We start from the raw sequence: 13,668 nt of genomic DNA on the forward strand, positions 1-13,668 counted from the left end.
CTCTCAGCGGATCGGGTGGTGAACGGTCACGAGTTTCGTGCCATCGGGAAAGGTGGCCTCAACCTGAACCGCGTGGATCATTTCGGGGATGCCCGTCATACATTGCTCTGCACGGATCACATGCGCGCCCGCCTCCATCAGATCGGCCACGCTGCGCCCGTCGCGCGCGCCTTCAACGACAAAATCGGTAATCAGGGCAATGGCTTCGGGGTGATTGAGCTTGACGCCCCGCGCAAGGCGGTTCCGCGCCACCATCGCCGCCAGACTGACCAGAAGCTTTTCCCGCTCGCGGGGGGTGAGGTTCATGCGATATCTCCGTTCATTTGCCAGACCCGCGGCAAAGGGGTACCGCGCAGCTGTGTCAGGCAGCGCGCCATCTGGCACTTCAAGGGCCAGCTATCCCGGGCCTTAAGCCTGACAACAAGCCGACCATTCCAGGCGCTGAGCGCGGTTTCACATGCCGCAGCGCCAAGCAGCGGCCGCAGCGCCGATGCGGCATCTTCGGCACCTTGCGCGATCAACACGATCACCGCAAAACACCGTGCCATGCCCAGACTGGCGGGCTGATCCCGTATCGCCAGCGCATCCGCGCCGAATTGCAGCGCATCGGCCCAGACCGGCCTGCCCTGCCGCAGGATCATGCGGCGATCCGTCAGCCGGGCCTGCTGTGGTGCCTCGCCCCTCGCCAGCCGCCCGAGAATGATGGTTTCGGCGAACAGGCAGCTTGCCCCCGCCTCAAGCTGAAGACAGGTCTGCCGGTGCAAATGCGCGGATTCAAACAGGATGGTCTCTTGCGGCAGCCAGTCCAGACGCGCTTCCGCGCCGACGCGCAGATCGACCTGCATCCGCGCAGAACCGCCGGGGGCGGCATAGGCACGTTCGGCTGTTTGCGTCGTCGCGGTCATGCGCAGCCCGGCGGGCACCGTCAGATCGAAGTGCAGATGGTCGCCGCTGGTCAATCCGCCGGATGTGTTCAGAAACACCACATCCTCTGCCGCCACACCGCCGCGCGGTAGAAAGGCCTTGGCGGCACCCGACTGATGCAGCTCCGCAATGGCCGCTTTGCCAGAACGGTTGCGCAAGACCACTTTTGCGCATCCCTTGCTGCGCTGAAAAAGCACATCGTGCTGACCATCAAGCATCGCCGCTCCCCTCTCAGGGACGAGAGAGCACCGGCCCTGCGCAGGGGGCAAGACGTGGCGCAGGCGGGCGGTCAGCGCTGCGCGGCTTCGCAGGCATCTGCATAAAATCCATGCGAAACGCCCAAATTATAACCAGAACACGGCTACCTTTACTGCACTAGAAACTCTGCATGCAGCGCACCGGCCGCATTGATGCTTTTCAGGATGTCGATCATGTCATGCGGTGCCACGCCCAGCGCATTCAGCCCGGCCACAACATCGGACAGACTGGTGCCTTCCGAGATTTCGGCCAGACCCTTGCCCGCATCCTTGGCAATTTCTGCCGAACTTCGCGGCACGACCACGGTATCACCTTCGCTGAACGGGTTGGGCTGTACCACAACCGGGGCCTCCTCCACCCGCAGCGTCAGATTGCCCTGCGCCACTGCCACGCGGCTGATGCGCACATCCGACCCCATCACGATCGTGCCGGACCGCTGATCCACCACCACCCGCGCCCGTTGTTCCGGCTCCACCAGCAGGTTTTCCAACCGGCCGATCACATGCGCAGGCGATGCCATCCGGGCACGAGACAGATCCAATGTCACGGTTCCCGCATCTGACATTATCGCAATGTTGCGCCCGAACTCCCGGTTGATCACCGCCTCGATCCGGCCCGCCGTGGTGAAATCCGGCTCGCGCAGGGCAAGCCGGATCGCGTTGATCGTGGTAAAATCGAACTCCACTTCGCGCTCAACCCGCGCGCCTGAGGGAATGACGCCCGCCGTTGGCACACCTTGCACGACGCGGGCCGCATCGCCTTCGGCGGAAACGCCCCCAGCGATGATCGTGCCCTGCGCCACCGCATAGATCTGCCCGTCTGCGCCATTGAGCGGCGTCATCACCAAAGTGCCGCCCAGCAGGCTTTTTGCATCACCAATGGCCGAAACCGTGACATCAATGCGCCCGCCCGAGCGCGCGAAGGCAGGCAATTGCGCCGTCACGAACACGGCTGCAACATTCTTGGGGCGGAACTCTTCGCCCGCGACATTGACCCCCAGCCGCTCCAGGAGATTGGCCATGATCTCTTCGGTGAAGGGCGCGTTGCGGATGCCATCGCCGCTGCCGTTCAGGCCGACGACCAGCCCGTAGCCGACAAGATCATTGCCGCGCACCCCGTCAAACTCCACCAGATCCTTGATTCGGATCGGTGCCGCCGTGGCTGCACCCGCAAGGCAAAGACAGATCAGCAGGATCAGGCGGATCATCGCAGATACTCCATCAAGCTGAGCGAGGACAACCGCGCGGTGACGGCATAGATCATCTCCAGCTGGGTCTGCGCCTCTTTCACCTTGGTTGCCGCTTCAAACGGATCCACTGAAACAATCTTGGCGCGCGCAAGCTCCAGCGCCGTAATTTCGGCACTGTTGCGCGCCTGCGCGGCGGCAATCTGCCCTTCGACCATGCCGGTTGCTGCGGCGAGCCCGGCGCGATGTGGCTGGGCGGCAAGAAGCGCCTCGCCCGCCATGGTGGCCAAAGCGGCGCGCCCGGCGGTCGCCTCGCCCGGCACGCCCCGTCCCATCAGCGCCGCCATCGCCAGACCTTTGAGGGTATCGCGGATGCCAACATCCAGTGCCGTCACCCCGATCGCTGCCTTTTCACCGGGTGCGATGGTGATTTCGGCCATCGCCGCGCTGCCCTGATAGGCTTGCGCCGCATAGCCTGCGGGATCTGTGAACCAGCCGTCCAAGGCGGCCGCCACATCCGCTGCAGTCGCAGCCCCCGCCACCACGGTTTCCAGCGTCGCCAGAAGCGCCTCGCCCTCTGGCAAGGGAGTCTGATGGGTGGCGCTGCCCGCAAACAGCGAGCGATCCCCTACGCGGGTGTTGAAGGCCGCAACCGCCGCCTTGAAACTCTGCTCCGCCTGCGCGCCCAGCGCATCCAGCGTGCTGTCCTGAAGCGCTGCCCCTGCCGACAAAAGCTGCGGCGCGAGATCGGTTGCAAACCCATCCACGGTTTGCAGCGCCGTCTGCATGGCGCCCGAAAACAGCTCCAGTTCTGTGGTTGCGGAATGATAGGCGGCAAGACGTGCCAAGGAGGCCGAGATCGCATTGAGCGGCCCCAGATCCGCCCCGGTGTGGCGCACGGTATCGGCGCTGACGCCTGTGGTCATTTCCTGCGTCAGGATCTGCAATTCGGCCTTCACCTGACCCATATTGCGTCGCATCACGAAAGACTGGGCAAGATCGCCCAAGGAAACAAGGCTCATCTCACAGCTCCATCAAAGTGCTGAGCATGTCATCCACAGCCTGCATGACCCGCGCATTTGCCGAAAAGGTCTGTTCGATCAGCAGCAGTTTCTGCATTTCCTGATCAGTATCGACGCCGTTTTCCAACTCCTGCTGTTGCAGGCCGCTGGCCCGCGCGCTGGCATAGGCCAGATCCTGATCGGCGCTCAGCCGATCACGCGCCATGGCCGAAACCATGTCCGAGGCGAGGCCCGCAAAACTGCGCGCGCCGCCGTCAACCGCGCCGCTGGAGGGCACACGTTCCGCCACCAGCGCCTCTTGCAGTGCCGTCAGCAGGGCAGAGTTTCCGGCCACGCCGGGCACCGCCGCGCCCAGCCCGTCACGCAGCCGCCAGAGTGCGCCGCCCTGTGCGGGATCGACCGCCGCATTCAGCCGAAGCCGTTGCGACAGACCCACCTCGCTTCCTCCGGCGAAGGCTGCGCCCGCATCAGTAAACAGCCCGGGCGCGCCCGGCGCGCGACTGGCATCCAGACCGCTGTCCTCGAACCGTTCGATCAGGTCACGGACAACGGCATCCAGCCTGGCCTGCGCCGCCGGAGCAAGCTCGTCCCGGATGGCGAAATCCGCCGCCAGACTGCCGCCGCCGATCAACCCGCTTTCGGTTGTGGTCACGGCACGGCCATTCAGGGTCAGGCCCGACAGCGCCCCGGAGGCCTGCGTCATATCCGGCGTGATCGCGCGGGTTTGCTCAAATCCGAAGCGGGCGGCCTTCCCATCCAGCAAAGCAGCCCCGGATTGTGCAAACAGCGCGACAACGCCGCCGCCCCGATCCACCTCTTGAATCGGGATGATCCGGGCAATCGCATCAATCTGCTGCTGCCGAAGGTCCATCAAGGCAGATCCGTCCTGACCTGCCGCGGTGGTTGCGCGAATCCGCGTATTCAGGTCTTCCACCCGCGCCAACGCGTTATTGAGTTGCGACACCTGGCCTGCAATCCGGGCATCCGCATCGCTGCGGCTGCGCTGGATCGCCTCTGCCGCCTGGGTGGCATGATCGGTCAACCGCCCCGCCGCCACGAAAACCGCCTTGAGCCGCGACTCGGACTCCGGCCTGCTGGCGGCTTCCAGCAAGGCGCTGTCGAAGGCCGCGATATGACCGCCGAGCGATTCCGCACTGTCCACCGTGCCAATCGCGGTTTCGATGCTGCCCAAAAGACTGGCACGGGCGTGGCGGTTGCCAAGACCAGCCTCGGCCTGCCTGCGCTCGGTCAGCAGATGCAGATCAACATGGCGCAGAATGGCCGAAACGCGCACGCCCTGACCGCCATGGTCCCGCGCAGAAAGCTCCAGCTCGCGCCGCGCATAGCCCGGTGTCATGGCATTGGCCACGTTTGACGACACAAGGGCCGCGGCACGGGCGCTGACCGTCAGCCCGCTGAGGGCGGTGTTCAAGGCGTAGGAAATGCTCATGATGACGTTGCCTTACCGTTTGATATTGGTGGTTTCCTGCAACATTTCGTCCACGGTCTGGATCACCTTGGCGTTGGACGAATAGGCGCGCTGGGTCTGGATCAGGCTGGTAAGCTCGCCCGCGACATCGGTGGTCGATCCTTCGCGGGCATAACCCACAACCGAGCCGGAGGGGCCTTCACCCGCAGTCCACAGAAAGAAGGCGCCGGAATTGGGCGACATTTCATAGGTCTGGTTGTTCAGCGCATTCAACCCGTTGAGGTTCGGCACATCGACCAGCGGGATCTGATACAGGGTCTTGGTAAAGCCGGTGTCATAGGTCGCCTGCAGGAAGCCGTTTTCATCAACCTCAACCTGCATGAGCGTGCCGACCGGCGAACCGTTCTTGGTGATTCCGGTCGGGATGAAATCATCGGACAATTGCGTCAGCCCGCCCGCTTCCCCCGGCTTGCCGATGGTCATGGCAAGCGGGCCGCCCGCCACCTCCAGATCCAGCGTGCCGGTCACCGGATCATAGTCCCCGCCGGACACCGTGGTGACAGAACTGAGCGTGCCGCCGCCATCCCGCGTATCATCAAACACCAGCGTATATTCCCCGATCACCGCACCATCCTGCGCCGAATCGGTGATGACCATGGTCCATTCATTCGAGGATCCCGCCGTGGGAACGGTGGGGGTAAAGCTGATCTCCAGCGTTTCGGAAGTGCCGAGATTGCCGAAATATTCCACCGTCAGCGGCAGTTCGTCCCCTTCGGCCCCTGCCGCCGTCGCCGTTGCAGGCAAGGTGACGCCCAGGGTCATGGTGCTGGTCGGATCGCCTGCCTGCTGGTTTGCGTTGATCACCACGGGTTTCAGCCCCGCTGTGGTGTCACGCGGCATGCTGGGCACGGTGCCATTGCCATCCGCAGGCCAGCCGAGCAGAACCAGACCCGACGCCGTGCGCAGCACACCATTCGCATCGGGACGGAAGGCCCCGGTTGTGGTCATCATCAGGCTTTGATTGCCGCTGGCCGCGTCGGCGGATTTGGCAACCGGCAGCATCCCGCGCCCGGAAACCGCCAGATCCAGCGCGTTGGCGGTCGACACCAGCGCACCGCGTTCGTCGATCAACCGCGAGGACAGCGACCGCACACCGCCCGCCGCATAGGATCCGGCATTGGGCGCATGGGTCAGCACCAGGGATTCAAATTCGGTGGCGGCGCGCTTATATCCGAAGGTGCCGGAGTTCGCGATATTGTCGGAAATCGAGGCAAGCCGCGTGGCATTGGCATTCAGGCCAGCCACCCCGGCATTGAGAGCTGAGGAAATCGTCATATGGGTAAGCGCCTTTCTGAAGGGTCGATTCCTTTATGAAACCGACCCTGCGCCACCCGGCTTAAGATTGGACTAATAGTTCAAATTGCGCCGATCTGCTCATCTGTCGCGCCGCAGCAGAACCACCTCGATCCGGTTGTTGCGGATCGCCATCGGGTCTGCCGTCACGGGTTTGCGGTCGGCATGGCCCGCGATGCGGCGCAAGCGGGCAGAGGGCAGACCGGCCGCCTCCAGCAGGCCGCGCATCGCATCCGCCCGCGCCGCAGACAGATCCCAGACGGGGTTGACGATCAGGGTGATCGGATAGGCGCGCACATGGCCATTGATCGCCAGCCCGTTTTTCGTGATCGGCAAAACCTCTGCCAACATGCCCGCGATTTCCCGCAGCATGGGCTGTGGCGCGGCACTGTCTGGCCCGAACAGCGGCACCTCCGGCAGATCGAAAATCTCGATCACCAGACCTTCATCCGTAACCTTGATGACGACGTGGCGCAGCGCTGCCTCCATCGTCATGCTTTCCCCGCCAAAGGCGGTCAGAGCCTTGTCAATTTCGGCCTTGTGCTGCTGTGCCTCTGCCTCGGACATATCGCCGCCGTCCTGCGCTATGCGCCCACCCGCAACGCCGGTGCCGGATTTGGCCGAGGCATCCTGCGTAAAGGTGCTGTCCCCACTCAGCACGTCTTCACCGCCCGCAGAAGAGCGGGTCAGCGTGATCGCAGGGCTGAAATAATCGGCAACGCCTTTGCGCTGCTTTTCCGTTGTCGCACCCAACAGCCACATCAACAGAAAGAACGCCATCATGGCGGTCACAAAGTCAGCATAGGCCACTTTCCACGCCCCACCGTGGTGCCCGCCGCCTGCAATGATCTTTTTCCGTTTGATGATGACTGGTGCGGCATTTGATTTGCCACCCATCACACACCCATTCCATTTCACCCGGGATCAGAATTAGCTGATCGGGGTGAACGGCGGCTTAAAGGATAAAAAGCGCTGGAAAATTCGTCCGCATCTGCCGGGAGCGGGATTTATTGCAGGGCCAGTAATCCCGGCGATGCCGCATAGCGGGCCTTGAGCGGCGCGGGGGCCGCCGCCTGCAATCTGCGCAATTCGGCCAGAACTTCGGAAATCCCGTGCCGACGCGCCGAAGCGAAGGGGCCGCGCGGAAAGTTCAGCCCCAATTGCAGCGCCGTATCAATGCCCTGTTCGGTGGTACCGCCTTCTGCCAGAAGGCTTGCCGCCTCATTGGCCAGCACCGCCTCGATCCGAAGGGCGATGGCGGCGGTATCCGGCGGCGCGGCGGGCAGAGGGTTGGGGTGCAGAAACCCCCGCCCGGTCTTGCGGCCAAGCTGCCCACTTGCCACCTGCGCACGCAGGGCCGGAAATACATGGTAGCGCGGATGGTTACCCATCGCCTGTGCCAACCCTTCCGTGGCGGCAAGATTTATGTCGGCCCCCACCAGATCCATCAGCGAGAACGGGCCAAGCCGATAGCCTGCCGCCACCATCGCGGCATCAATCTCGCCGGGGCTGTGCCCTTCTTCCATCAACGCCAAGGCCTCGCCGTAATAGGGCCGGGCGCAGCGGTTGACGATGAATCCGGGCCGGTCCGCGCAGGCGATCACGGTCTTGCCCGCCACCTCGGTCCAGCTGCGCGCCTGAGTGATGCGCGCCGCATCCGTGCCGGGCAGCGCGATCAGTTCCACCAGACGCATGACGGGCGCAGGGTTAAAGAAATGCAGGCCCAAAACGCGCGCAGGATCACGCAGCCCCGCCGCGATTTTTGTGACCGACAGAGACGAGGTATTGGTGGCCAGTGTTGCGGTTGAAATCGTCTCTAACTCCGCGAATAGAGACTGTTTGAGGTCCAGCTTTTCGGCAATCGCTTCGATGATCAGGTCACAGGGCGCAAGCGCCTCAAGCGCACCGATCTGGATGCGTGAAAGGATGGCCTCCATCTCTGACGCTGCCATTTTGCCTGAAGCGACACGGGGCTCCATCCCCTGCCGCAGCCGCTGCGCTGCGGCCTCGCGCGCCTCAGGCCAGGCATCTGTTGCCCAGACCTGATGCCCGGCCTGCGCATAGACCTGCGCGATGCCGAGGCCCATGACGCCCAGACCCACCACCCCGATTGTTGCCATGCCACCCTCCGCTTTCACACCATGCTGTGCTTTTGGCGAATCTATTTCAAGCCATAAGTTTCAAGCTTGAAGTAAATGGGCGGTGTCCGAGGGCGTGAAAAGCGGGCCGGGTCTTTACCCGGCCCGTCAGGCTATCACTCAAACAGATCGAAGTTCGTGCTGGTCAGCCGTGCCACGCCAGTCAGTTCGACAATCGCCATCATGCCCCCGGCAGAGCGCCCGTTGGAATCCCAGAACAAGGTGTCATTCGCGGCATTATAGACAAACTGCCCCACCCCGGCAGCGCTGGTCGCCTTCGTGCCATTGACCACACCACTGGTCAGCGTCATGCCATCGAAAGCCCCGACTTCGAAGCCGAGCTTATCTGCACTCGCCCCCGTTGCGGTGAAATCGGTGATCACATCGCCATCCCCGAAATGTTCGGTATCCCACCATTCAAAATAGTCAGACCCCGCGCCACCCGTCATAGTGTCAGATCCGTCGCGGCCAACCATGTAGTTGTCGCCCGCGCCAAAGATGATCCGGTCGTTCAACTCGCTGCCATGCGCCGCTTCGATGCTGATCGCATTTTCAACATTGCCGAAGCCATCATTGCGCACCTGGCCGCTGGCACGGGTGAAATCCACAACCACGCCGCGCGTCATTTCATCGCCGAAAAAGCGGTGGAATTCGACCCGGTCAAACCCTCCTTCACCGCGATAGCTGTCCTTGCCCTCGCCGCCGCTGAAGATGTTGTTGTCGCGGCTGCCGGTGAAACTGTCATTGTAGCGTGTGCCGATCACCCGCTCGATAGAGATGACTGTGTCCCGATTGCCAAATCCGTCGCGAATCTGGCCGCGGGATTGCCCGCCCGAAAAACTGGTTTCCAGGTCGACAACAATGCCGCGGAAACCGCCCTGCCAGTAATCGTTCTGATAGGATGCGGTATCGCGTTCATCACCGCCGTTCAGCGTGTCATTGCCGCGCAAACCTGCAAATTCGTTGCGCTCTGCATTGCCGGTGAACACATCGTTGAAGCGCGATCCTTCAATAGCCTCGATCCCGGTGAACGTATCGGTAAACCCCCAGGCATCCCGAATGCGCCCGGTCACCATATTGGCGTCGATGCCTCCTGTGGCGGATTGGCCCTCATTGAAATGGGTTTCCCGAAAGGTGATGCGGTCAAAGCCGCTGCCGCCCACGATCCGGTCATTGCCGACACTGCCGCCGATCTCGTTATCGCCGCCTTTCATGTCAAAAACATCGTCGCCGGCATTCAGTCCGACAAGGATGCGGAAATCATTGCCATTACTGCCGATAATGGTGTCATCCCCTGCCAGAAGATGCGACATGGCCGCCTTTCCGTCTGAATCCGGGCCTGCATCACCATTGGTGGCGCCCAGCGCATTCGTATAGAACTGCGACAGATCATTGGTCAGCGGGTTGCTGCCAAGATTGGTGATCGACATCACAATCTGGCCCGATCCATTCCGGATGGTCACGCCGGTCATGGTGCCATCGACCGCAACCCCATCGGCATAGGTGAAATTGCGGCCCGTCACTGTGACGGTAAATCCGCTGAACGGATGATCGCCGCCATGGGTAAAGGCAAATGACCCGCCGCGCCGCGCGGTGATGGCGGTATCGTCATCTGCCTCCAGCAAACGGCCGGCCCAGCTTTCAAGGTTTGAATAGTGTTCAGTCAGCACAACACGCGCCATGGCGGTACTCCTGATCGGGGGAAAAAACTGAATATTATGTGAGTCCAGAAAATATCTCTGAACGGCAATAATCAAGAAAATATCGGCGCGGGGTTGAAGCCGGGCCGATGATTCCGGGCATCGCCTGCGGCCCCCACACGTCAGGGCATATTGCGCCTGTAATGCCCTTATCGCAGGTTGAAAACCGGGCCGCCCGCCGCATCGGCATCGCTGGAATCATGGGTGACCAGCAGCACCGGGATCTGCTCTTGCCGCGCGTGGTCAAACACGAAATTGCGGATGTCATCGCGCAGCCCGGCATCGAGCCGCGAAAACGGCTCGTCCAGCAGCAACGCCTGCGGCTTGGCCAGCAGGGTGCGCATCAGCGCCGCGCGGGCGCGCTGGCCGCCCGAAAGCGTGGCGGGATCGCGGGCGTAAAACCCGGCAAGGCCCGCCCGCAACAGCGCCTGTTCGACCGCCGCCCGCCGCGCAGCCTTGCCCTTCACCTCTGCCGCCAGACCGAAGGCAAGGTTGTCCCCCACCGACAGATGCGGAAACAGCAGCGCCTCCTGGAACATCAGCCCGATGCGCCGCGCCTCGGCTGGCAGGCCGATCACCGACCTACCGTTCAGACGCACATCCCCCAGAAGCGTAAACGCTGGCGACAGATGCCCGCCGATCGCATCCAGCAAGGTTGATTTGCCGATCCCCGACGGCCCCATCACCGTGGCCACCTCACCGGCTGCCACGCAGAGCGAGACAGGCGCAAACAGCGGCGCGCCGCCTTGCGGCCGGATGGAAAGCGAGATCAGATCAAGTGTCATGCCGGGGGCTCATATCACGCCGGTTGCGAAAGATCAGGCCGGGCAGGCGCAGGGCCAGACCATAGGCGCACAGCGGCAAGACCGCCAGCAACAGCCCGTAAATGGCCGTCACCCGCCGATCCGCCCCCGAGGCGAGCGTGACGGCCTCGGTTGTCAGGGTGGTCACGCGCCCTGCCCCCATGAACAGCGTCGGCAGATATTGCGTGACCGACACCGCAATACCCAAGGCCGCCGAAGCCAGAACCGGCGCAATCAGCAGCGGCAGCTTTACCGCGACCAAGCGGCGCAACGGCCCGGCCCCCAAGGCGGCAGCGCTGCGCACATGGCGCGGATCAAGGCTGCGCCACGGCTCTGACAGGGCCAGCATCACATAGGGAAACACGAACAGAACCTGCGCCCAGATCACGGCCCAAAGACAGCCGCAAATCCCGAGCTTCAGGAACAGCGCATGCAGCCCATACAGGAACCCGATCTGCGGCAGCAGCAGCGGCAAGACGATCAGACCCGTGGCCCAGCGGGCGCGCGGCAAATGGCCCCGATCCTCCCCCTCCAGCCAGGCAATCGCCAGCATCAGCGACAGCGCCGTGGTGGTCAGGGCAATCTGGAGGGTTGTAACCAGCGGCCCGGCCCAATCGGCCCGCATCCAACCGCGCAGGCTCCAGCTGTCGGGCAGCAGCGCCGGATAGGGCCAGCGCCAGGCAAGGCTCCACACCGCCAACACCAGAAGGGCACAAAGCCCCAGCAGCAGCGCAAAGCGTCCCATCGCCGCCGGAAGCGCCAGCGTGCTGCCAAGCCCCCCGCCCCGCCCGCCGCGCCGCAACCAGAGGCGGCCAAACCGGGCCACAGCGCGTTCTGCCGCCATCCACAGGCCGATACTGCCCCCGGTGAGCGCAACCAGCAGCATGGCCCCGGCACTGGCAGGCAGGATCATTGCCGGATCGGGATCGTTGAACCAGCGGGTCAGCGCCACGGCAAGCGTTGGCGGGTGGCTGGGGCCAAGGATCATCGCCATGTCCACAACCGACAGCGCAAAGGCCAGCACGATGAACAAGGGCAACCGGATCAGCGGATACAACTGCGGCACCACAATCTTGATCCAGACCGAGGCCGGGCCATGCCCCATCGCCTGCCCAAGCGCCATGTGCCGCCGCCACGGGATCTGCCGCACTGCCGCCAGCAGCATCAACAACAGGAACGGCACTTCCTTCACCAGCAGGCCAAAGATCAGCGCCAATCCCATCGGGTCATTGACTGTCGCCACATCCGGTGGCTGCGCCCAACCCAGCAGCGGCGCAAGCCCCCGGCTGATCCAGCCCGAGGGCGACAGCAGAAACGCCAGCCCCAGGGCCAGTGCCGCATGTGGCGTGGCCAGCAGCACCGGCAACAGCCTTGCGGCCCCCGGCCACCGCACCAGAAGGACGATGGCGATGATCAGTGCCAGCAGGGTGGAGCCGATGCCGGTGACCAAAGTCAACCACAGGCTGGTGCCAAGGCCGGGCAGACCGAACAGCATCAAAAAGGCCTGCACAGAGACTGTTCTTGCGCCGATGGCGGGCAGATAGCCCAAACTGGCTGCCAGCGTCAGCCCCAGACCTGCGAGGATCGGCAGGGCCAGCGCCGCCAGAACCGTGATCAGCACGGCCCCGCGCAACATCCGGCCCGGCAGGGTCATTTCGTGTATCTTGCGGCCCAGGCCTCGGTCAGCCGGGTCATCCAGCTGGCATGGGGTTCCAGCAGCGTCGGGCCAAGATCCTGCACCTGTGGCAGGGCGGGTGCCTTGGGCAATGCGGCAAAGGCGGCGGCCTCTGCCGTGCCCAGCTTGGCCGGATCCAGCACCGAAAAGCTGCCCAGAACGCGAATATCCTGCTGATGCGCCTGGGTCGACGGCTCCAGCAGGAAGTTCGCAACGACCTCGGCCCCCGCTTTATGCGCCGCATTATAGGGGATGGCGACAAAGCTCACATTGCCGATACTGCCCGCCTGCGGCACGAACACCCGCGCGGTTTCGGGCAAAAGCCCCTGTTCGATGAAGGCAGCAGTAGAGGCGGGATCAAAGCTCATGGCGATATCCACCTCGCCATCATTCAGCATCTGGTTCTGGATGCTTTCGTTTTCGGGGAAGGCCCCGCCCTCGCGCCAAAGATTGGGGCGCAGCGCGTCATACCAGGCCCAAAGCGGCTCTGATGCTGCCAAAAATGCCGCATCCGTCACGGGTTGCTGCAAGGCGGCGGCATCGGGTGCAAGCTCGATCAAAGCCTGTTTCAGAAAGGTCGCCCCCATGAAGTTCGACGGATCGGGATGCGTCATCCGCCCCGGATGCGCCGCTGCCCAATCGACAAATCCCGCCATCGAATCCGGCAGCTCGGGCGCGCGGGCGCTGTCATGCACAAAGACGAATTTTGCCAGCCGCCACGGGCTTTCCATCCCGTCCACCGGCACGGTGAAATCGACCGCCGCCGGGGCTGTGGCCGACAGATCCAGATATTTTGCATTGGGCAAGCCCGCCACGAACGGGCCATGCAGCAGCCCCTGTTCTTTCATCGCCAGAAAGTTCGGCCCATTAATCCAGATCAGATCAATCGCGCCGCCCGCATCCTGCCCTGCCGTCTTTTCCGACAGAACCCGCGTCACCGCCTCGGCGGTATCGGTCAGTTTGACCTGTTCAACCTTCACACCATAAAGACGCTCGGTTTCCTGCCCGACCCAGGTGATGAAATCATTGGTGCGGCTGTCACCGCCCCAGGCGTTCCAATACACCGTCTGGCCCTTTGCGGCCTCCAGCGTGGCCTGCCAGTCCTCTGCGAGAACGGGGCCTGCGCACAGGGCAGACAGGGCAAGGGCGGATAACAGGCGCATGAGATTCCTCCGGGTGT

The 13,668-nt window shown here is 63.3% G+C and carries 12 protein-coding genes; all 12 read right to left on the reverse strand.

The window, feature by feature from the left end; genetic code table 11:
* Nucleotides 1-3 precede the first annotated feature (3 nt).
* Nucleotides 4-306, reverse strand: coding sequence for an urease subunit gamma (locus KM031_RS09080; protein WP_215505952.1), 303 nt, complete (start codon nt 304-306; stop codon nt 4-6).
* Complete coding sequence (locus KM031_RS09085) at nt 303-1,142, reverse strand: urease accessory protein UreD (RefSeq protein ID WP_501162182.1); 840 nt, start codon at nt 1,140-1,142, stop codon at nt 303-305. The genes KM031_RS09080 and KM031_RS09085 overlap by 4 nt, the downstream gene beginning before the upstream one ends.
* A gap of 149 nt (nt 1,143-1,291) precedes the next feature.
* Nucleotides 1,292-2,389 (reverse strand): flagellar basal body P-ring protein FlgI, encoded by a 1,098-nt coding sequence (locus KM031_RS09090; protein WP_215505950.1) that lies wholly within the window; start codon nt 2,387-2,389, stop codon nt 1,292-1,294.
* On the reverse strand, nt 2,386-3,390 hold the full coding sequence (locus KM031_RS09095) for a flagellin (protein WP_215505949.1): 1,005 nt from the start codon (nt 3,388-3,390) through the stop codon (nt 2,386-2,388). Before KM031_RS09095 ends, KM031_RS09090 begins: the two co-directional genes overlap by 4 nt.
* A 1-nt stretch (nt 3,391) precedes the next feature.
* A complete protein-coding gene (gene flgK, locus KM031_RS09100) occupies nt 3,392-4,840 on the reverse strand; it encodes a flagellar hook-associated protein FlgK (RefSeq protein WP_215505948.1) in 1,449 nt (482 codons plus the stop codon).
* A gap of 12 nt (nt 4,841-4,852) precedes the next feature.
* A complete protein-coding gene (locus KM031_RS09105; RefSeq protein ID WP_215505947.1) occupies nt 4,853-6,154 on the reverse strand; it encodes a flagellar hook protein FlgE in 1,302 nt (433 codons plus the stop codon).
* Between the two features lie 99 nt (nt 6,155-6,253).
* On the reverse strand, nt 6,254-7,069 hold the full coding sequence (locus KM031_RS09110) for a flagellar motor protein MotB (protein WP_215505946.1): 816 nt from the start codon (nt 7,067-7,069) through the stop codon (nt 6,254-6,256).
* Nucleotides 7,070-7,179: 110 nt separating this feature from the next.
* Nucleotides 7,180-8,292: a 3-hydroxyacyl-CoA dehydrogenase gene (locus KM031_RS09115; protein ID WP_215505945.1), complete on the reverse strand. Its 1,113-nt coding sequence runs from the start codon at nt 8,290-8,292 to the stop codon at nt 7,180-7,182.
* A gap of 134 nt (nt 8,293-8,426) precedes the next feature.
* Complete coding sequence (locus KM031_RS09120) at nt 8,427-9,992, reverse strand: hypothetical protein (RefSeq protein WP_215505944.1); 1,566 nt, start codon at nt 9,990-9,992, stop codon at nt 8,427-8,429.
* A gap of 167 nt (nt 9,993-10,159) precedes the next feature.
* A complete protein-coding gene (locus KM031_RS09125) occupies nt 10,160-10,795 on the reverse strand; it encodes an ATP-binding cassette domain-containing protein (RefSeq protein ID WP_215505943.1) in 636 nt (211 codons plus the stop codon).
* Nucleotides 10,785-12,467 (reverse strand): ABC transporter permease, encoded by a 1,683-nt coding sequence (locus tag KM031_RS09130; RefSeq protein ID WP_215505942.1) that lies wholly within the window; start codon nt 12,465-12,467, stop codon nt 10,785-10,787. Before KM031_RS09130 ends, KM031_RS09125 begins: the two co-directional genes overlap by 11 nt.
* On the reverse strand, nt 12,464-13,651 hold the full coding sequence (locus tag KM031_RS09135; RefSeq protein ID WP_215505941.1) for an ABC transporter substrate-binding protein: 1,188 nt from the start codon (nt 13,649-13,651) through the stop codon (nt 12,464-12,466). The genes KM031_RS09130 and KM031_RS09135 overlap by 4 nt, the downstream gene beginning before the upstream one ends.
* Nucleotides 13,652-13,668 lie beyond the last annotated feature (17 nt).

It is taken from the genome of Gemmobacter fulvus (genome assembly GCF_018798885.1).
Lineage (GTDB): Bacteria > Pseudomonadota > Alphaproteobacteria > Rhodobacterales > Rhodobacteraceae > Gemmobacter > Gemmobacter fulvus.